Origin of the sequence: Streptomyces sp. NPDC093065 (assembly GCF_044754585.1) — a bacterium.
Lineage (GTDB): Bacteria > Actinomycetota > Actinomycetes > Streptomycetales > Streptomycetaceae > Streptomyces.
The window spans coordinates 1-20,487 of sequence record NZ_JBIVPJ010000014.1 but is presented as its reverse complement, the minus strand read 5'-3'; the positions used below and the strand labels follow the sequence as shown (position 1 = coordinate 20,487).

Below are 20,487 nucleotides of genomic sequence, written 5' to 3'. Positions count from 1 at the left end.
CCAGTCTTGCAGGCGGGTACGACAGTGCGTCAGCCAGTCGTCACCGTGCCGGCGCGACGTCGGCGTCGGCGCCGGTGTCCCGCCCGGCTGCGGCCGAGCACTGCGGGGAGTGCATCGGCATCTCGGTCAGGCCCGGGTAGTAGACGTGCAGGCTGACCGCCGGCTCCAGCGCGTCGTTGACCACCTCGTGCACGTGGCCCGGCGCGAACACGCGCTGCGTACCGGCCTCCAACGCGCGCGTGCCGCGTTCCGTGCGCTCGGTGAGGGTGCCCTCCAGCACCGTCCACACGCCGGAGGAAGGACCGTGGTCGTGGCGTCCGCTGCCCTGTCCCGGCACCCACGACAGCAGCCAGACCTCGTACCCGGGGCCGGTGCGCAGCCGGTGGTACCAGCGTGTCGTCGCGTCGTAGCGGACGAGGTGCTCCCACTCGGAGCGGTCGGCGGCGACGGCGCGGACCAGGCCGGCGAACTCGGCGACGGTGGCCGGGTGCTCGCGCGGAGGCTGCAGGAGGTGGGGGACTTCGAGGATGTCGCCGGCGATCTGGAGGTCGCTGTCGCTGTTCATGGGGTGCGTGGTTCCTCGGCGGAAGAGTGCGGCGGAGCGGGGCGAGTGACGAAGAACGCCCTGGTGGGGCGGGAACGGAGCAGTCGAGTCGCGTGGACTCGGGGACAGCCGGAGCGCGGTCGGCTCAACAGCTGGAACAGCTACAGCGAGCGCGGGCAGCACCGTGGGACCCGGCGGTGCGGGTCGAGGTGAGCGCCAAGTTCGCGAGCATGCCCACAAGGACAGCGGTTCACACCAGCACTGTCAACTCGATGCCCGTTATGTGGGACATGTTTCACCTCATCCGGTTGATCGTCCTGCCGAAAGGTTTGCTCAGACGGGTTCCGGGACACATGGCGCACAAGCCGGGCGCACAACCCCCCGTTGCGATCCCGTGACCCGAATGTGATCTGGTTCGCTTCGGCGCGTGTATCGGAACGGGATCGATCGCCGGGGCGTCCTTCCTGGTGCAGGTGTTGAACGGGACGGACCTCCCGGAGGGTCTCATCGCTATGTCAAGGTTTATGGCGATTTGAACACTTACTGCATTGCCTTGGTTCCGCAGAGTGAATAAGGAGCCCAATAGCAGATCTCGGCTTGACTCGCCCGGAGCAGCACACTTGTAATTTCACTCGTGTCGTTCAGCCGGAATCGATAACGGCTGGATCACGGGGACGCGAAAGACAGACGAGGGGCGCACATGACCGAGCTGGTGCAGCAACTGCTGGTCGACGACGCGGACGAGGAGCTCGGCTGGCAGGAGCGCGCACTGTGCGCCCAGACCGACCCCGAGTCCTTCTTCCCCGAGAAGGGCGGCTCCACCCGCGAGGCCAAGAAGGTCTGCCTCGCCTGTGAGGTCCGCTCCGAATGCCTCGAGTACGCCCTTGCCAACGACGAGCGCTTCGGCATCTGGGGCGGCCTGTCCGAGAGAGAACGCCGCCGTCTGAAGAAGGCCGCGGTCTGAGCGCCGCGGTCCGAGGCGGCGGCGGAAACGGCCCGAGCAGCGGTCCCAGCAGCGGGAACGGCCCGTCGCCGGTGGGTTGTCCACAGGCGGCGGGCCGCCCCTGTGTCCAGCCGATAGTGTGGGCGCTCGTCCGAGACGCCCCGCCATCGCCAACAGGCACGGGCGTCCACCGCAGTCCACCGAACCGGGGCCCGTACCTCGATGTCCGTGCAGAGTCACACGGCAGCCCAGCAAGACCTCGCTGCCACACCTGAGTTCCCGCGTCACGTGGTGACCGCGGTCCTCGTCGCCCACGACGGAGCCCGCTGGCTGCCCGACGCGCTCGCCGGGCTGCTCGGCCAGGAGCGTCCCGTCCAGTACGCCGTGGCCGCCGACACCGGCAGCGCCGACGACTCCTCCCGGCTGGTCGCCGACGCCCTCGGCGACGACCGCGTGCTCCACCTCGCCCGGCGCACCGGCTTCGGCCAGGCCGTCGAGGAGGCCACCCGCACCGCCCCTCTCCTCACCCCCGAGGACCTGCCGTACCTGAGGCGGCCCAGCGGCTGGGACCCCGTCACGCGCACCTGGCGCGACGACGCCTACGACATGCCGGAGCTGCCCCACGGGGAGCCCGTCCAGTGGCTGTGGCTGCTGCACGACGACTGCGCCCCCGAACCCGACGCCCTCGCCCAGCTGCTGCGCGTCGTGGACACCGAGTACGAGCTCGGCCGGGACGACGTCGCCGTGGTCGGCCCCAAGCTCCGCGGCTGGTACGACCGCCGCCAGCTGCTCGAGGTCGGCGTCTCCATCGCCAACTCCGGCCGCCGCTGGACCGGCCTGGACCGCCGCGAGCAGGACCAGGGCCAGCACGACCACGTCCGCACCGTGCTGTCGGTGTCCACCGCGGGCATGCTGATCCGGCGCGACGTCTTCGAGCGGCTCGGCGGGTTCGACCGCCGGCTGCCCCTGATGCGCGACGACGTCGACCTGTGCTGGCGCGCGCACGCCGAGGGACTGCGCGTCCTCGTCGCCCCGGAGGCGGTCGTCCGCCACGCCGAGGCGGCCTCGCGCGAACGCCGCGCCGTCGACTGCGCGGGCCGCACCACGGCCTCACCGCACAAGGTGGACAAGGCCGGCGCCGTCCACACCCTCCTCGTCAACGTCCGCACCGCCGCCCTGCCCTGGGTCCTGCTGCGCGTCGTCCTGGGCACCCTGCTGCGCACCCTCGCCTACCTCGTGGGCAAGGTCCCCGGCCAGGCCCTCGACGAGATCCGGGGCCTGCTGAGCGTCCTGCTGCGACCCGAACGCATCATCGCCGGACGGCGCGAACGCGGCCGCCCGCAGGTCGAGAAGGACGAACTGCGGCCCCTGTTCCCGCCTCCCGGAGCGACCATCCGCGCCACCGTCGAGCAGGTCGCGGGCGACCTCTTCGGCGGTTCCGACGCCGAGGCCGCCGCGGGTGCCGGACGGCACGGCGGGGCCATCGAGTCGGGACCCGGCGGCGACGACGCCGACTTCCTGGAGATCGAGCAGTTCGCCCGTCTCAAGCGCATCGCCCGCAAGCCCGGTCCGGTGCTCTTCCTGGTGCTGCTGCTCGTCTCCCTGGCCGCCTGCCGCGCGCTTCTCGGCGGCGGCGCCCTGGCGGGCGGCGCGCTGCTGCCCGCACCGGCCGGCGCCGGCGAGCTGTGGTCGCGGTACGTGGACGCCTGGCACACGGTCGGCACCGGCGGCACCGCCTCCGCTCCGCCCTACCTCGCGATCCTCGCCACGTTCGCCTCCGTCCTGCTCGGCTCCACCGGACTGGCCGTCACCCTGCTGCTGGTCTGCTCGGTTCCCCTGGCGGGCGCCACCGCGTACTTCGCCTCCCGCCCGCTGGTCCCCTCCCGGCTGCTGCGCGCCTGGGCCGCCGTCGCCTACGCCTTCCTGCCCGCGGCCACCGGCGCCCTCGCCGGTGGCCGCATCGGCACCGCCGTCCTCGCCGTACTGCTGCCGCTCATCGCGCGCGCGGGCGTCGCGGCGGCCGGCCTGGCGGGCTCCTCCGGCGCCCGCGGCAGCTGGCGCGCCACCTGGGCGTACGCCCTGCTGCTGACCGTCGCCACCGCCTTCACCCCCGTGGTGTGGCCCGTCGCGCTGGTCCTGGGCATCGGGGTCCTCGCCCTGCGCCGCGGCGAGATCGCGGCGTACGGGCCGCGCTTCCTCGCCCAGCTCGGCACCCCGCTGCTGCTGCTCGCCCCCTGGTCGCTGTCGCTGCTGCCGTTCGGCTTCTTCGACGAAGCAGGCCTCGACTACGGCCCGTCGGCCGCCTCGGCGCTCGACCTGCTCGGCGCCAGCCCCGGCGGACCCGGCACGGTCGGCGGGCTGTTCCTCGTCGGCATCGTGCTGGCCGCGCTCGCGGCGCTGCTGCGCTCCGAGCGGCAGACGGCCGTCCGGACGGCCTGGGCCGTCGCCCTGGTCGCCCTCGTCTTCTCGGTCCTGTCCAACCGCTCCGCCTGGGCCGGACCGGCGACCCTCGTCTACGGCATCGCCCTCCTGTCCGCCGCGGCCCTCGGCGCCGACGGGGCGCGCTTCCGCGTGGCCGAGCAGAGCTTCGGCTGGCGCCAGCCCGTCGCGGCCCTGATCGCCCTCGCCTCGGCCCTCGGCCCGCTGATCGCCGCCGCCGGCTGGATGATCGGCGGCGCCGACGGCCCCGTGGCGCGACGCGACCCCGTGCAGGTGCCCGCCTTCGTCGCCGAGGAGAGCCACACCCGCGACCAGGCCCGCACCCTCGTCCTCGACAGCGACTCCGCCGCGCACGTGGGCTACATGCTGGTCCGCGGCTCCGGCGCCCGCCTCGGCGACGGCGAACTGGCCTCCGGCGACGGCGGCAACAGCACCCTCGACAGGGTCGTCGCCAACCTCGTGGCCGGCTCCGGCGCCGACCAGGCCGACCAGCTCGGCGGGTTCGCCGTGCGCTACGTGCTCGTGCACAAGGGCGCGCCCCGCGAGGTCACCCGTGTCCTGGACGCCACACCCGGACTGAGCAGGCTCAGCCAGCAGGACGGCAGCGGACTGTGGCGGGTGGACCAGGAGGTCGCGCGCGCGACCGTCGTGACGGGCGAGAAGTCCGGTGCCGGGAAGCCCGGTGCCGGTGAGCCCGAGCCGGTGGCGGCCGGGCCCGTCGAGATCCACACCGACATCAAGGCGGGCCCCGACGGCCGGGTGCTGCGCCTCGCCGACACCGCCGCCGAGGGCTGGACGGCGACGCTGGACGGCAGGCCGCTCACCCGCACCACGGTCGACGGCTGGGCCCAGGGCTTCGAACTCCCCGCCTCCGGCGGCCGGCTGGACGTCACCTACGACGCCCCGTTCACGCACACGGTCTGGCTGTGGGTCCAGGGGCTCCTCGGCCTCGTCCTCGTCGTCCTCGCCCTGCCCGGCAGGCGCCGCGACGTCGACGACGACCTGCCCGACGAGCAACTCGTCCCCGCCCAGGCCGCCGACGGCGAGGGACGCCGGGCACGGCGACTGCGCGCCCAGGCCGAGGCGGAGGCGGCGGAAGCCGGAGCCGGGGCAGGCGTGGAGCCGGGCCCCGAGGCGGCGGACGACGCGGCCGAGGCACCCGGCGTTCCGGAGCCGCCCGCGGCGCCCCCCGTGCCGGTTCCGCAGCAGCAGTCGTACGACACGTGGGACACGACGGGGTACACCGGCGCCGAGTACGGGTCCTACGACGGCACCTACGGCGGCGAGCAGTACCAGGACGCCCGGCAGTACGACCCGGGTGCCTACGGGCAGCAGGCCTACCAGGCGGACCCGTACCAGCAGGACGCCTACCAGGGCGGTCACGGCGGCCAGGCCGCGCAGTACGGGACGGGCGGCCAGTACGACCCGTACGCGTACGGCGATCCGACACAGGCTCAGGACCCCGGGTACGACCCGGCGTTCGACCAGGCGTACGGCCAGGGCGGCTACGACACGCCGTACGACCCCTCCCAGCCCCAGCAGCCCCACGGCACGGGCAGTGAGCGTCCCGACGGGAGCCAGCAGTGAAGCGCACGACCCTGTCCCTGATCGCCTGCGCGACCGCGCTCGCCGCCGTCACCGGGTTCGCCGCGGTGTCCGCCCCGGACGACTCCGGCCCGGACACCGCGGCGCCCGCCGCCCGGCTGCCCGTGGAGCGCACCGGCCTGCTGTGCCCGGCGCCCAGCACCTCCGACCTCGCCGAGACCGCGTACACGTCCTTCACGCCCGTCACGAAGGGCGCCGACGAGAAGGGCAGCGCCGCGCTCGTGACGGCGGAGCCGGCCGTTGCCACCGACGACGGCAAGGACGACAAGGACGAGAAGAAGGAGAAGCCGGTCGTCCAGCCCAAGGCGCCCGGCGCACCGGTCGCCGGGAAGACCACCGGCGCCGACACGCCCGCGCTGATCGGCACCGCCGAGGGGAACAGCGCGCCGGGCTGGACGGTCCAGCAGACCACGGAGGTCGCCGCCGGGACGGGCCGGGGACTGCAGGGCGTCAACTGCACCGCACCGGACACGGAGTTCTGGTTCCCGGGCGCCAGCACCGCGACCGGCCGCACCGACTACGTGCACCTGACCAACCCCGACGACTCGGCGGCCGTCGTCGACATCGAGCTGTACGGCAAGGACGGAGCCCTGAAGTCCACGGTGGGGGAGGGCGTCACGGTGCCGCCGCACGCCAGTGAGTCCCTGCTGCTGTCCACGCTCAGCGACGTGAAGCAGACCGACCTGACCGTGCACGTCGGCGTGCGCAGCGGGCGGCTCGGTGCCGCGGTGCAGGCCCTGGACGACAAGACCGGCGGAGACTGGCTGACCGCGGCCGCGGACCCGGCGAGCGAGCTCGTCCTGCCGGGCATCCCGAAGGACGCCACCACCGTGCGCCTGGTGCTGTTCACGCCCGGCGGCACCGACGCCGACCTGAAGGTGCGGCTCGCCTCGCCGTCCGGGCTGATCACACCCGCCGGTCATGAGACGGTGCACGTCAAGGCCGGTATGACGACCGGCGTCGACCTCGGCGAGGTCACGCGCGGCGAGGCGGGTTCGCTGGTGCTGACGCCGACGGACCGGTCCGTGCCGGTGGTGGCCGCGGTCCGGGTCGTGCGGGGCAAGGGCGACGAGCAGGAGTCCGCGTTCATCCCGGCCTCCGACCCCGTCGGCGCCCGCGCCACGGCCGCGGACAACCGTGCCAAGAGCACCACCCTGGCCCTGTCCGCGCCCGGCGCCGCCGCGCAGGTCAAGGTCACGGCCTCGGCGGGTACCGAGGGCGGCACACCGGCGACCAAGACGTACACGCTCAAGGCCGGCACGACCCAGAACGTCGACGCACCGGTGCCGGCGGGCCTCAAGGGCTCCTACGCGCTGACCGTCGAGACCGTGTCGGGCGGCCCGGTCCACGCGTCGCGCACCCTGACCGGTTCGGACGACGACGTGGCGTCCTTCACCGTCCAGACCCTCGCCGACGACCGGGGCACGGTCTCGGTGCCGAACGCGGACGAGGACCTGTCGGTACTGCAGAAGTAGCGGCGCCGAGGGCGCGTGCGCGGTGGCCGCAACGGGACTCACCGCGCACGGCGCCCGCGGCTCCGCCGCCGGCGCTCAGTCCTCCCCGTACCGCGGGTCCACCGTCTCCGGTGTCAGCCCCAGCAGCTCCGCGACCTGCTCGACGACGACCTCGTGCACCAGCAGCGCCCGCTCGTCGCGCCCCTTGGTCCGGATCTCCACCGGCCGCCGGTAGACGACCACCCGCCCCCGCCGCCCGTCCCGCGACGGGACCGTGCCCCCGAGCGGTACGGCCTCGTCGTTCCACGCCTCCCCGGCCGCGGCCGGGCGGGGCACGTCGAGGACGAGGAAGTCGATGTCGGCGAGTTGCGGCCACCGCCGCTCCAGGCGCTCCACGGAGTCCTGCACCAGGTCGGCGAACACCTCGCCACGGCTCGCGGCGAGCGGCACCTGCGGGGGTGCCACCGGGCCGCGCATGCCCCGACCGTGGCGATCACGACGGCGGGGTCCTGGGCGGCCGGCATCACGGGGCGTCACGGGGTTGTCCATCACTGGTGAAGGGTAGTCCCCGCCGGGGCGGCGCGCCCGACCCGCACGCGCACGACGGGCGACGTGGCGGCGGCCCTCTCGATCTGTCGCCGGATGACCATTCCAGCCAAGGTTGGGCTCGATTTCGTATCTCTCCATGACCACGGAACTCAAGGCAAATGTCATCGTTTGTATCGGGTCGTGACCGCTTCCGGAGCCGCGCAGAGGCCTCGCGATCGGCGTCCACGCAGGTCGAACGGGGGTGTGCGGGAGGAGCCGTAGCACGTTTCACGCCACGACACGGGGGTGTGACCCGGTGGAGAGTCGTCGCGGCCCGCTCAAGAGTGCGGTACCGTCCAACATCGTGAGCCCTGTACGTCGCTGTTCGCGCACCGCCTGCGGCCGTCCCGCCGTCGCGACGCTGACGTACGTCTACGCCGACTCGACCGCGGTCCTCGGCCCGCTCGCCACCTACGCCGAACCCCACTGCTACGACCTGTGCGCCGAGCACTCCGAGCGCCTCACCGCCCCGCGCGGCTGGGAAGTCGTCCGTCTGCTCGACGGATCGGCCCCGGCCCGCCCCAGCGGCGACGACCTGGAGGCGCTCGCCAACGCGGTGCGCGAGGCGGCCCGGCCCCAGGAGCGGGCGGCCGAGGCAGGCGGCGGCGCCCGGACGGCCGACCCGATGGAGGTCGCGCGCCGCGGCCACCTGCGCGTGCTGCGTTCGCCGGACAACTGAGCCCCCGCGCCCGACGGGTCGGCGGCTTTCCCTCGTAGTGTTCTCGGTCACATCCGTTGCTGCACACCCATTGACGTTCCCTTGTCGCGGACACGACCATTCCGGAAGTCCGAGAAAACGCTTTCGCATGGCGGAATCCGGGAGGCGTCCGTGTACGTGCAGGAACTGGAACCCGTCGCCGGTTCGCTCGGCCTGTCCGCCCTGGTGGCGGCCCTGCCGCTGGTGATCGTCCTCGTCCTGCTGGGCGGCCTCCGCATGAAGGCGCACCTGGCGGGTCTCATCGGCCTCCTGGCCGCCGTACTGGTCGCCTGGCTGGCGTACGGCATGCCGCTGGACCAGACGGCCTCCAGCGCCGTCCAGGGAGCGGTTTTCGGCCTCTTCCCCATCCTGTGGATCGTCGTGAACGCCCTGTGGGTCTACCGGATGACCGTCCGCACCCGGCACTTCGACATCCTGCGCCGCTCCTTCGGACGGCTCTCCGACGACCCCCGCATCCAGGCCCTCGTCGTCGCCTTCTGCTTCGGCGCCCTCCTGGAGGCCCTCGCCGGGTTCGGGGCGCCCGTCGCGATCTGCTCGGTCATGCTCGTCGCCCTCGGCTTCGACCCCGTGCGCGCCGCCGTCGTCTCGCTGGTCGCCAACACCGCGCCGGTCGCCTTCGGCGCGATGGGCACCCCCGTGGTGACACTGGCCCAGGTCACCGGGCTGCCCCTGGACGACGTCGCCTCCGTGGTCGGCCGCCAGACACCCCTGCTCGCCCTCGTCGTACCGCTGCTCCTGGTCGCCCTGGTCGACGGGCGACGAGGACTGCGTGAAACCTGGATCCCCGCGCTGGCCTGCGGAGTCGCCTTCGCCGTCGCCCAGTTCGCCGCCTCCAACTACGTCTCCGCCCAGCTCGCCGACATCGCCGCCGCCCTGATCGGAGCCGGCGCCCTGGTCGCCGTACCGCACTCCCGCAGGCCCGCCGCCGAGCCCGTACGGGCGTCCGTACTGACCGGCGTACGCAGCGAGGAGCTGGACGAGCAGGACGCCCCGCGGGAGGTCGCGCGGGCGTACGCGCCCTACGCGCTGATCGTCGCCGTCTTCTCCGTGGCCCAGATCCCGGCGGTCAAGGACTGGCTCGCGAAGGCCACCCAGAACTACGACTGGCCCTTCCTCGACGTGGCCGACCCCGGGGGCAACCCGGTCGGCGGCAACGTCTTCTCCTGGCCGATCGTCTCCACCGGCGGCACGCTCGTCCTGTTCGCCGGGCTGGCCACGGCCGTCGTCCTCGGCGTGCACGCGCGCGTGGCGGTCAGGGAGTGGCTCGCGACCGTCCACGAACTGCGGTTCGCGATCCTCACCGTCACCTCGGTCCTCGCCCTCGCCTACGTCATGAACCTCTCCGGACAGGCCGCCACCATCGGCCATTTCGTCGCCGCGGCCGGCGCCGGGCTCGCCTTCCTCTCACCCGTCCTCGGCTGGTTCGGCGTCGCCGTCTCCGGCTCCGACACCTCCGCCAACGCGCTCTTCGGCGCCCTCCAGGTGACCGCCGCGCGGGAGTCCGGCCTCTCGCCCGAACTGCTGGCCGCCGCCAACAGCTCCGGCGGCGTCCTCGGCAAGATGATCTCCCCGCAGAACCTCACCATCGCCTGCGCCGCCGTCGGACTCGCGGGCCGCGAGGGCGACCTGCTGCGCAAGGTACTGCCCTGGAGCCTCGGCCTGTTGCTGGTCATGTGCCTGATCGTGGTCGGCCAGTCCACGGTGGTCCTGGGCTGGATGCTGCCCTGACCTCCGGGAACCTTCCGGTCGGCCCGTCGGTCCCTACGGGTAGTTTGTGGGCTCCGACAGGACTTTCAGGAAGGTTGGCCGTGGCTGCTGATCTGTCGCAGATTGTGAAGGCGTACGACGTGCGCGGTGTCGTCCCGGACCAGTGGGACGAGTCGCTGGCCGAGCTGTTCGGCGCGGCCTTCGTCGAGCTGACCGGCGCGGACGCCGTCGTGGTCGGCCACGACATGCGGCCCTCGTCCCCGGGCCTGTCCGGCGCCTTCGCGCGCGGAGCGGCGGCCCGCGGCGCCGACGTCATCGAGATCGGCCTGTGCTCCACCGACCAGCTGTACTACGCCTCCGGCGCGTTCGACCTGCCCGGCGCCATGTTCACGGCCTCGCACAACCCCGCCCGGTACAACGGCATCAAGCTGTGCCGCGCGGGCGCCGCCCCGGTCGGCCAGGACACCGGCCTCGCCGAGATCCGCGCCCAGGTGGAGCGCTGGAGCGGGGCGGGCGCCCCGGAGCCGTCCGCCCGCCCCGGCACCGTCACCCGGCGCGACACGCTCGCCGACTACGCGGCCCACCTGCGCTCCCTGGTCGACCTGACCGCCATCCGCCCCCTCAAGGTCGTCGTCGACGCGGGCAACGGCATGGGCGGCCACACCGTCCCCTCGGTCTTCGACGGCCTGCCCCTCGACCTCGTGCCGATGTACTTCGAACTGGACGGCACCTTCCCCAACCACGAGGCCAACCCGCTCGACCCGGCCAACCTCGTCGACCTGCAGGCGCGCGTCCGCGAGGAGGGCGCCGACCTCGGTCTCGCCTTCGACGGCGACGCCGACCGCTGCTTCGTCGTCGACCAGAACGGCGACCCCGTCTCCCCGTCCGCCGTGACCGCCCTGGTGGCCGCCCGCGAGCTGGCCCGCAACGGCGGCAAGGGCACGGTCATCCACAACCTGATCACTTCCTGGTCCGTGCCGGAGGTCGTGCGCGAGAACGGCGGCACACCGGAACGCACGCGCGTGGGCCACTCCTTCATCAAGGCCGAGATGGCCAGGACCGGCGCCATCTTCGGCGGCGAGCACTCCGCGCACTACTACTTCCGCGACTTCTGGAACGCCGACACCGGCATGCTGGCCGCCCTCCACGTCCTCGCCGCCCTCGGCGAGCAGGACGGCCCGCTGTCCGCCCTGGTCGCCGCGTACGACCGCTACGCCGGCTCCGGCGAGATCAACTCCACCGTCGCCGACCAGCAGGCCCGCCTCGCCGCGATCCGGGCCGCGTACGAGGGCCGCGACGACGTCACCGTGGACGACCTGGACGGCCTCACCGTCCAGGCTCCCGACTGGTGGTTCAACGTCCGCCCGTCCAACACGGAACCCTTGCTCCGCCTGAACGCGGAGGCCCGCGACGAGGCGACGATGACAAAGGTACGCGACGAGGCCCTGTCGATCATCCGCGCCTAACCACCGCCCCCGTAGCTGCGGGCAGTCGTGCCGCTGGGGCGGCACGGGTGGGCGCAGCGGCACCCGGCCAGCGCCGGCCCGCGCAACCCGCCGCCCGCCCCAGCCGGGCCCGCACCGGTGCCGGGCGTCGCCCCGCGCACCCCGACACAGGCTCCATCACCGGCGGTACCCTGACCAGCACATCCACACAAGCCCCACCGCCCCCGAAGGGAACCCCCATGCCGCTCGAAGCCGGCCTCCTGGAGATCCTCGCCTGCCCCGCCTGCCACGCCCCCCTCAAGGAGCAGGACGCGGAGCTGATCTGCACCGGCCAGGACTGCGGCCTGGCGTACCCGGTGCGCGACGACATCCCCGTCCTCCTCGTCGACGAGGCCCGCCGCCCCGAATAACCGCCGCCCAGGCGACCGGCCACCCGGCGACGACCCCGCGCAACCAGACGAACGCCCCGGCGATCGGAGACCTGCCGCCATGCTCGACGAAACGCTCCTCGACGCCCCGGAGCGCCTCACCGAGGCCGACCGCCGCGGCCTGCTCCGCGGCGCCGCAGAGGCCGGTGCCCGCGTGCGCACCGCCGCCCGGCACGCCGCCGAGGCCGGCGTCGGCAACCTCAAGCCGGACGGCCGCCCCCGCGCCGTACTGATCGCAGGCCCCGGCGCCGCCGCCACCCACGCCGCGGACCTCCTCGGCACCCTCGCCGGTGCCGGCAGCCCCGTCACCCGCCTCGCCCCCACCGGTGTCGCCCCCGCCGCGGGCGCCCTGCGCTGGGAACTGCCCGGCTGGGCCGGCTCCGTGGACCTCCTGCTGATCGCCACCCCCGACGGCGCCGAACCCGGCCTGTCCCTGCTCGCCGAACAGGCCTACCGCCGGGGCTGCACGGTCGTCGCCGTCGCCCCCGCCCGCTCCCCGCTCAGCGAGTCGGTGAGCGCCTCGCGCGGCCTGTTCATCCCGATGGCGACCGCCCCGTACGACCACGACGAACCCCTCGCCGGTGCCGCCCCCGGCGTCCTGTGGGCGCTGCTCACCCCGCTCCTCGCGCTGCTGGGCCGCACCGGGCTGCTCGAGGCGCCGCCCGAGGCCATCGACAAGGTCGCCGACCGCCTCGACCGCGTCGCCGAACGCTGCGGGCCCGCGATCGTCACCTACAGCAACCCTGCCAAGACCCTCGCGGCCGAACTGGCCGAATCCCTCCCCGTCGTGTGGACCGAGGGCACCTCCGCCGGACCCGCGGGACGCCGCTTCGCCGCCGCGCTCGCCGAACTGTCCGGCACCCCCGCCGTCGTCGCCGACCTGCCCGAGGCCCTCGCCGCGCACAGCGCCCTGCTCGCGGGCCGCCTCGCCGCCGGCGCCGACCCCGACGACTTCTTCCGCGACCGCGTCGAGGAACCGGCCGCCCTGCACGCGCGCGTGGTGCTCCTGCGCGACCGGCCCACCGGCGGCCTGACCGCCGCCCCCAACGCCCGTGAGCTGGCCCTCGGCCACGACACGCCGATCAGCGAGCTGGAGCCCGAAGAGGGCGGCGAACTGGAAACCCTCGCCGAACTGATCGCCATCACGGATTTCGCCGCCGTTTACCTGGCACTCGCCTCGGGAGCCTGACCCCGTACGCACCATCTCCCCGTACAGCGTTCCTGTACGACGTCCCCGGACGACTCCCCCGTACCACCGCGCACGCACCGGCAGAGAGAGCCCATGGACCGCCTCGACAACACCGTCCGCCCCTACGCCTGGGGTTCCACCACCGCGATCCCGACCCTGCTGGGGACCGAGCCGACCGGCGAACCGCAGGCGGAGATGTGGATGGGCGCCCACCCCGGCGCCCCCTCCCGCACCGGCCGGGGCACCCTCGCCGAGGTCGTGGACGCCGACCCCGAGAAGGAACTGGGCGCCGCCTCCGTCGCCAAGTTCGGCCCCCGGCTGCCCTTCCTCCTCAAACTCCTCGCCGCCGGCGCCCCGCTCTCCCTCCAGGTCCACCCCGACCTCGCACAGGCCCGGCAGGGCTACGAGGACGAGGAACGCCGCGGCGTGCCCCTGGACGCCCCGCACCGCAACTACAAGGACGCCAACCACAAGCCCGAACTGGTCTGCGCCCTCACCGAGTTCGACGGCCTGTGCGGCTTCCGCGCCCCGGCCGGGACGGCCGACCTGTTCGACGGCCTCGGCGTCGCCTCCCTCAAGCCGTACGTCGACCTGCTGCGCGCCCATCCCGAGGAGGCCGCCCTGCGCGAGGTGCTCACCGCGATCCTCAGCGCCGACCCCGAGGAGATGTCCCACACGGTCGCCGAGGCCGCGGCCGCCTGCGAACGCCTCGGCGGCGCCTACCGGCCGTACGCCGACATCGCCCACCACTACCCGGGCGACCCCGGCGTCCTCGCCGCCATGCTCCTCAACCACGTCCGGCTCCAGCCGGGCGAGGCCCTCTACCTCGGCGCCGGCATCCCGCACGCCTATCTCAACGGCCTCGGCGTCGAGATCATGGCCAACTCCGACAACGTCCTGCGCTGCGGCCTCACCCCCAAGCACGTCGACGTCCCCGAACTCCTGCGCATCGTCCGCTTCGACGCGGGCGACGCCGGCATCCTGCGCCCGGAGGCGTCCCCCGACGGCGAAGAGGTCTACGACACCCCGACCGACGAGTTCCGCCTGTCCCGCTACGTCCTGCCCGAGGGATCCGGCGCCCACGACCTCACCCTGCCCACCCCGCAGATCCTGCTCTGCACGGCGGGCACGGTCCGGGCGGGCGAACACGAACTGGCCCCCGGCCGTTCCGTCTTCGTCCCGGCACACGAAAAGGCCGAAGTGACCGGAACCGGCACCCTCTTCCGGGCCACCGTGCGCGTCTGACCCGTGCCCGACGGCGCATCCGGCACGTCGGGTCCCGCGCGGGCTGCAACAATGGCGCACTGCAAAGGCGGGGCAAAGCCGGTCACCCACCGGCCGCGCCCCACCGGCGCACGGACGCAGAAGCAGACGAGATCAGACGAAGCAGACGCAGGCGAAGGGACAACGCGACACATGAGCGCGTCAGGCGGTACCAGGGCGATCGTGGCGGCACTCCTCGCCAACCTCTCGATCGCGGTGGCGAAGTTCGTGGCGTTCCTCTTCAGCGGATCGTCGTCGATGCTCGCCGAGTCCGTGCACTCCGTCGCCGACTCGGGCAACCAGGGCCTGCTGCTCCTCGGTGGCAAGCGGGCCCAGCGCGAGGCCACCCCGCAACACCCCTTCGGCTTCGGCCGCGAGCGCTACGTCTACGCCTTCCTCGTCTCCATCGTGCTCTTCTCCGTCGGCGGAATGTTCGCCCTCTACGAGGGCTACGAGAAGATCAAGCACCCGCACGAACTGGAGCACTGGTACTGGCCGGTGGGCGTTCTGGTCTTCGCGATCATCGCCGAGGGCTTCTCCTTCCGGACCGCCATCAAGGAGTCCAACCCCCTGCGCGGCAAGAAGTCCTGGAAGGAGTTCATCCGCCACGCCAAGGCCCCGGAGCTGCCGGTCGTCCTCCTTGAGGACTTCGGCGCCCTCGTCGGCCTGGTCCTCGCCCTCGGCGGCGTCGGTCTCGCCCTGCTCACCGGCGACGGCGTCTGGGACGGCATCGGCACCCTGTGCATCGGCATCCTGCTCATCCTGATCGCGCTCGTCCTCGCCGTCGAGACCAAGTCCCTGCTGCTCGGCGAGGCCGCCGGCGCCGAGGTGGTCCAGCAGATCGAGGCCGCGGCCGTCGCCGGTGACACCGTCACCGGCATCATCCACATGCGCACCCTCCACCTCGGCCCCGAGGAACTGCTCGTCGCCGCCAAGATCGCCGTCCGCCACGACGGCACGGCCACGGAGATCGCCTCCGCGATCGACGCCGCCGAATCCCGGATCCGCGAGGCGGTCCCGATCGCCCGCGTCATCTACCTGGAACCGGACATCTACAGCGAGTCCGAGGCCGCCAAAGGCCCTGACCCCGAGGCGACCCCCGGCGGCCCCACCGCACCGCCCGCCGACCACTGACCGCCCGGCAGGCGCCCGTCATCACCCTGCGTGAACGTCCGGAAGTGTTCGGAGGCGGACTGGGGACGGCGAGCGCCAGCGGTGTAGCTTGGGACGGAGCCAGACGTCGCTGCTGATGGCGGTCGGGCGGTCCAGGACGGACCGGCCGAGGGAGAGAGGGCCTCCGACGGACTGCGCTGCGCGTACGCGGGCATGCCTGTGTCCTCTTCGGGGCACCCCTGTGTCCGCCGCCGCGCAGGTCAGCCGTACCCACCTCGACCCAACCCGAGGAGCAGCCCGTAATGACGACTGTCGACAACCGACAGGACTTCAAGGTCGCCGATCTCTCCCTGGCCGCGTTCGGCCGCAAGGAGATCACCCTCGCCGAGCACGAGATGCCCGGCCTCATGGCGATCCGCAAGGAGTACGCCGAGGCCCAGCCGCTCGCCGGCGCCCGCGTCACCGGCTCCCTGCACATGACCGTGCAGACCGCCGTGCTCATCGAGACCCTGGTCGCCCTGGGCGCCGAGGTCCGCTGGGCCTCCTGCAACATCTTCTCCACCCAGGACCACGCGGCCGCCGCCATCGCGGTCGGCCCCGACGGCACCCCGGACAACCCGCAGGGCGTCCCGGTCTTCGCCTGGAAGGGCGAGACCCTCGAGGAGTACTGGTGGTGCACGGAGCAGGCGCTGACCTGGCCGAACACCCCCACCGGCGGCCCGAACATGATCCTGGACGACGGCGGTGACGCCACCCTCCTCGTTCACAAGGGCGTCGAGTACGAGAAGGACGGCAAGGTCCCCTCGGTCGACACCGCCGAGTCCGACGAGCACCGCGTCATCCTCGAACTCCTCACCCGCACGGTCGGCGAGAGCCCGCAGAAGTGGACCCAGCTGGCGTCCGAGATCCGCGGCGTGACCGAGGAGACCACGACCGGCGTCCACCGCCTGTACGAGATGCACCGCGACGGCACCCTCCTGTTCCCGGCGATCAACGTCAACGACGCGGTCACCAAGTCGAAGTTCGACAACAAGTACGGCTGTCGCCACTCCCTGATCGACGGCATCAACCGCGCCACCGACGTCCTGATCGGCGGCAAGACCGCCGTCGTCTGCGGCTACGGCGACGTGGGCAAGGGCTGCGCGGAGTCCCTGCGCGGCCAGGGCGCCCGGGTGATCATCACCGAGATCGACCCGATCTGCGCGCTGCAGGCCGCGATGGACGGCTACCAGGTCACGACGCTGGACGAGGTCGTCGACAAGGCCGACATCTTCGTCACCACGACCGGCAACAAGGACATCATCATGGCCTCGGACATGGCCAAGATGAAGCACCAGGCCATCGTCGGCAACATCGGCCACTTCGACAACGAGATCGACATGGCCGGCCTCGCCAAGACCCCCGGCATCGTCAAGGACGAGGTCAAGCCGCAGGTCCACACCTGGACCTACCCCGACGGCAAGGTGCTCATCGTCCTCTCCGAGGGCCGCCTGCTGAACCTGGGCAACGCCACCGGTCACCCGTCGTTCGTGATGTCCAACTCCTTCGCGGACCAGACCCTGGCCCAGATCGAGCTGTTCACCAAGCCCGACGAGTACCCGACCGACGTCTACGTGCTGCCCAAGCACCTGGACGAGAGGGTCGCCCGGCTCCACCTCGACTCGCTCGGAGTCAAGCTGACCACGCTCCGCCCGGAGCAGGCCGACTACATCGGCGTCAAGGTCGAGGGCCCGTACAAGGCGGACCACTACCGCTACTGAGCCCGCCAGCTCCCACGGCTCCCAGCCTCCGAGACAGGCCCCCGCACCCCCGTGCCGGGGGCCTGTCCCGTTCGACGCCTCAGTGGCCGGACCAGCAGCCCGTCACCACCCAGGACACCCATGCCACGCGGCCGATATTCGCTCCACGATCCGCACGACCACACCCCCCTCGCAGAAGAACACTTCCAATGCGCCCCCGGCCCGTCCGGCTGGCGCTACGTCTCACAGCTGACCGCGCCCAGCGGGGACCACCGCGGCTCCGTCGACCTCACCCTCGACGAACTCGGCCGTCCCATCCGTCTCGAACTCCACGCCGCCGACTGGCAGGTACGCGGCGCCGCCCTCGACGGTGTCACCTGGGTCCGAACCGACCCGACCGGAACCCACGCCACCGAAGGCAATGTGCGCGCCCACGCCTTCACCGGCACCTCCCCGGCCTTCCTCGTCGCCGTCACCCGTCTCCTGCGCCTCACCCCCTCTGGACCGGCTACCCGCCTACGCCTCGTCGCCCTTACCGACCCGGTCCTCGCCCCCCGCACCGTGGACCAGTCCTGGGCCTTGCTCAACAGAGAAGCACACGCCACTGACAACGGCCCCCTCACCGTGGACGAATACCAGGTCACAGCCCTGGACACGGGCGAGCAGCACTCCGTGCACATCGCCGGAGACGTCGTACTGGCGGCCCCCGGCGTCGAGCTGGAGGACCTGGAGACACCACCGTCCGTGTTCCCGTGAAGGGGCGTCGAGTCGTCGGCCGCGCCTACGCGGGCGGCACGAACCCGGTACCGGGGCGGCCGCCCGGCGGCACGTCCCGCGGCACCTCGGGGCGGTCGGCGGAGGCCGGGGCGGGCGGCGGGCCGGCGGGGGCCGCCGGTGGGGGAGCCGACGCAGGAGCCGCCGGCACCTCCGGCACCGCGGGGGCGGCGCCACCACCCGCCGGAGTGCCCCCGAACGCCCGCCGGGCCTCCCGCGCCTGCCGTTCCTGCAGCACCGCCGCCAGATACGCGGGCGGCGGAACCTCCCGCGGCACCGGCGCACCCGTCCGGGCCGCGACATCGGCGGCGAGCCGCTCGGCCATGGCCCATCCGACGCGCGGATCGAGCTGCCCCGCCCGCGTCAGATACTGCCGGACGGCGAGCCACAGGTCGTCGGGCACCGCGGACAGGTCGAGCCCCGAGAACCGCCCGGTCAGCCACGGCGGAGGCGGCGGCATGAAGCCCGCCGACGAGAACGGCACCCTCTCCCGCACGACAAGCGTGCCCGCGAACACGTCACCGAGCCGACGCCCCCGCGCCGACACCAGCGAGGCGATACAGGCGATCACCCCGAACGTCATGAGGATCTCGATCACCCCGATCAAGCCCCGCACCAGCGAGTGCCGGAACCGGATCGGCCCGCCGTCGTCCCGCACCACCCGCAGCCCGCACGCCACCTTCCCGAGCGACCGCCCGTGGCTGAGCGTCTCCACTGCGATCGGCCCGCCCACCAGTACGAGAACGAAGGTCGCGATCGTCAGGGCCGTCTGCGCCGCCCCGTCCAAGGACGAGGTGGACGCCACCAGCGCGATGGTCACCGCCACGTAAAGGGCGACGGCGACGGTCAGATCGAGCAGGACTGCCAGCGCCCTGCTGGGCAGCCTCGCGGGACGCAGCTCCAGCGCCACCGCCTCGCCCGTCACCAGCTCACTCACGCCCGCCGCCCTTCCCCTGACTGCCCCCGTCCCCGCCAGTCTGCCAAGCTGAGGACGCACCGCGCCGCAGTACGACAAGCTGATCCACGACGAGCCGCCGACGATAGCCGAGGAGCAGGCACCCCGATGGACCTCGACGTCTTCGTCTCCGCCCACCGTGCCGAGTGGGACCGTCTCGACGCGCTGCTCCGGCGCCGACGGCGACTGACCGGTGCCGAGACCGACGAACTCGTCGCCCTCTACCAGCGCACGGCCACCCACCTCTCCCTGATCCGGTCCAGCGCACCGGATCCCCAGCTGACCGGACGGCTCAGCCAACTGGTGGCACGCGCGCGCAGTGTCGTGACAGGCACGCGGCGCGCCTCCTGGCGCGACGTCACACGGTTCCTGACCCAGCAGTTCCCGGCGGCCGTCTACCGGGCCCGCCACTGGTGGGTCCCCACCGCCCTCCTGTCGACCGCGGTCGCCGCCCTCCTGGGCTGGTGGATCGGCACCCACCCGGAGGTGCAGTCCAGCATCGCGGCACCGGGCGAACTGCGTGAGCTCACCCGCCCGGGCGGCCAGTACGAGACGTACTACTCGAGCAGTCCGGCAGCCTCGTTCGCGGCACAGGTGTGGACGAACAACGCCTGGGCCGCCGCGCTCTGCCTCATCCTGGGCGTCTTCCTTGGGCTGCCCGTCATCTGGATCCTCTTCCAGAACATGCTCAACCTCGGTGTCGGCTTCGGCCTGATGTCGTCGGCCGGCCGCCTCGACACCTTCCTCGGTCTGGTCCTGCCCCACGGTCTGCTCGAACTGACAGCGGTGTTCGTCGCCGCGGGTACCGGTCTGCGGTTGGGCTGGACCCTCGTCGACCCGGGGCCCCGCACCCGACGCAACGCCCTCGCGGAAGAGGGCCGGGCCGCCATCGGCATGGCGGTCGGCCTGGCACTCGTCCTCTTCGTGTCCGGCGCCGTCGAAGGCTTCGTCACCCCGTCCGGCCTGCCCACCTGGGCCCGCATCGCCATCGGAGTCGTCGCCGAGCTGGCCTTCCTCGCCTACGTCTACGTCCTCGGCGGCCGTGCCGTACGCGCCGGCGACACGGGCGACGTCGAGGCGGCCGAACGAAGCGCCACCGTGCCGACGGCGGCCTGATGTGCATCCACCCCGGGCGAGCTGCTACTGTCCTCTTCGTTCCCGCAAGAGCCGTTGACACGGAGCGAGCGGGGAGGTAGATTCGAACAGTTGCCTGCAGATGGGTTCATCCCAGAGGGCAACGGTGAACATCTACCAGCTTCCACGAATCAATGAATTCGACGAAGCACTCTCCCGATGAATCGGAAACGAACAGCCGGTCAGACCGGCCCGAAACTTCTGATAAAGTCGGAACCGCCGAAAGGGAAACGCGAAAGCGTGAACCTGGAAAGCACCGAGGAAATCGGATCGGGAAGATCTGGTAGAGTCGGAAACGCAAGACAGCAAGACCGAAGGGAAGCGCCCGGAGGAAAGCCCGAGAGGGTGAGTACAAAGGAAGCGTCCGTTCCTTGAGAACTCAACAGCGTGCCAAAAGTCAACGCCAGATATGTTGATACCCCGACCTGATCGGATCTCTGATCGGGTTG

General features: G+C 72.5%; 17 protein-coding genes. 13 read left to right on the top strand and 4 right to left on the bottom strand.

Features of this window, described 5'->3' with window-relative positions:
- Positions 1–40: 40 nt before the first annotated feature.
- A complete protein-coding gene (locus ACIQFU_RS23550) occupies positions 41–565 on the bottom strand; it encodes a cysteine dioxygenase (protein WP_402554127.1) in 525 nt (174 codons plus the stop codon).
- 679 nt (positions 566–1,244) lie between these two features.
- Here ACIQFU_RS23550 and ACIQFU_RS23545 point away from each other — a divergent pair.
- From ACIQFU_RS23545 to ACIQFU_RS23535, 3 genes are all read left to right on the top strand, one after another.
- A complete protein-coding gene (locus ACIQFU_RS23545) occupies positions 1,245–1,508 on the top strand; it encodes a WhiB family transcriptional regulator (RefSeq protein ID WP_003975777.1) in 264 nt (87 codons plus the stop codon).
- Positions 1,509–1,709: 201 nt separating this feature from the next.
- Positions 1,710–5,513 (top strand): glycosyltransferase, encoded by a 3,804-nt coding sequence (locus ACIQFU_RS23540; RefSeq protein WP_402554126.1) that lies wholly within the window; start codon positions 1,710–1,712, stop codon positions 5,511–5,513.
- Positions 5,510–7,006 carry a DUF5719 family protein gene (locus tag ACIQFU_RS23535; RefSeq protein WP_402554125.1) on the top strand — a complete coding sequence of 499 codons (1,497 nt, stop codon included), beginning with the start codon at positions 5,510–5,512 and terminating at the stop codon, positions 7,004–7,006. Before ACIQFU_RS23540 ends, ACIQFU_RS23535 begins: the two co-directional genes overlap by 4 nt.
- Before the next feature lie 75 nt (positions 7,007–7,081).
- Here ACIQFU_RS23535 and ACIQFU_RS23530 read toward each other — a convergent pair whose 3' ends face one another.
- Positions 7,082–7,534, bottom strand: coding sequence for a metallopeptidase family protein (locus tag ACIQFU_RS23530; RefSeq protein ID WP_061444376.1), 453 nt, complete (start codon positions 7,532–7,534; stop codon positions 7,082–7,084).
- A 295-nt stretch (positions 7,535–7,829) separates the two neighbouring features.
- Here ACIQFU_RS23530 and ACIQFU_RS23525 point away from each other — a divergent pair, with 295 nt between their 5' ends.
- From ACIQFU_RS23525 to ACIQFU_RS23485, 9 genes are all read left to right on the top strand, one after another.
- Entirely contained in the window at positions 7,830–8,252 is a 423-nt protein-coding gene (locus tag ACIQFU_RS23525) for a DUF3499 domain-containing protein (RefSeq protein WP_102928736.1), read from the top strand.
- A 150-nt stretch (positions 8,253–8,402) separates the two neighbouring features.
- On the top strand, positions 8,403–10,019 hold the full coding sequence (locus ACIQFU_RS23520) for an L-lactate permease (protein WP_402554124.1): 1,617 nt from the start codon (positions 8,403–8,405) through the stop codon (positions 10,017–10,019).
- 80 nt (positions 10,020–10,099) lie between these two features.
- A complete protein-coding gene (locus ACIQFU_RS23515; protein ID WP_402554123.1) occupies positions 10,100–11,464 on the top strand; it encodes a phosphomannomutase/phosphoglucomutase in 1,365 nt (454 codons plus the stop codon).
- A 218-nt stretch (positions 11,465–11,682) separates the two neighbouring features.
- Positions 11,683–11,853: a Trm112 family protein gene (locus tag ACIQFU_RS23510; protein ID WP_381701676.1), complete on the top strand. Its 171-nt coding sequence runs from the start codon at positions 11,683–11,685 to the stop codon at positions 11,851–11,853.
- A 79-nt stretch (positions 11,854–11,932) separates the two neighbouring features.
- Entirely contained in the window at positions 11,933–13,060 is a 1,128-nt protein-coding gene (locus ACIQFU_RS23505; RefSeq protein WP_402554122.1) for an SIS domain-containing protein, read from the top strand.
- 93 nt (positions 13,061–13,153) lie between these two features.
- Positions 13,154–14,305 carry a mannose-6-phosphate isomerase, class I gene (manA, locus tag ACIQFU_RS23500; protein WP_402554121.1) on the top strand — a complete coding sequence of 384 codons (1,152 nt, stop codon included), beginning with the start codon at positions 13,154–13,156 and terminating at the stop codon, positions 14,303–14,305.
- A gap of 171 nt (positions 14,306–14,476) precedes the next feature.
- Positions 14,477–15,457, top strand: coding sequence for a cation diffusion facilitator family transporter (locus tag ACIQFU_RS23495; protein ID WP_402554120.1), 981 nt, complete (start codon positions 14,477–14,479; stop codon positions 15,455–15,457).
- A 281-nt stretch (positions 15,458–15,738) separates the two neighbouring features.
- Positions 15,739–17,196, top strand: coding sequence for an adenosylhomocysteinase (gene ahcY, locus ACIQFU_RS23490; RefSeq protein WP_402554119.1), 1,458 nt, complete (start codon positions 15,739–15,741; stop codon positions 17,194–17,196).
- A gap of 120 nt (positions 17,197–17,316) precedes the next feature.
- Complete coding sequence (locus tag ACIQFU_RS23485) at positions 17,317–17,931, top strand: hypothetical protein (RefSeq protein ID WP_402554118.1); 615 nt, start codon at positions 17,317–17,319, stop codon at positions 17,929–17,931.
- Between the two features lie 25 nt (positions 17,932–17,956).
- On the opposite strand, the gene ACIQFU_RS23480 is transcribed toward ACIQFU_RS23485, so the two are convergent.
- Positions 17,957–18,886, bottom strand: a complete 930-nt coding sequence (locus ACIQFU_RS23480) for an RDD family protein (RefSeq protein ID WP_402554117.1) — start codon at positions 18,884–18,886, stop codon at positions 17,957–17,959.
- A gap of 126 nt (positions 18,887–19,012) precedes the next feature.
- Between ACIQFU_RS23480 and ACIQFU_RS23475 the strand changes: the two genes are divergently transcribed.
- Complete coding sequence (locus tag ACIQFU_RS23475; RefSeq protein WP_402554116.1) at positions 19,013–20,020, top strand: stage II sporulation protein M; 1,008 nt, start codon at positions 19,013–19,015, stop codon at positions 20,018–20,020.
- Positions 20,021–20,220: 200 nt separating this feature from the next.
- Here the strand turns inward: ACIQFU_RS23475 and ACIQFU_RS23470 are convergent.
- The coding region (locus tag ACIQFU_RS23470) for a hypothetical protein (RefSeq protein ID WP_402554115.1) at positions 20,221–20,487 on the bottom strand (267 nt) is incomplete at its 5' end.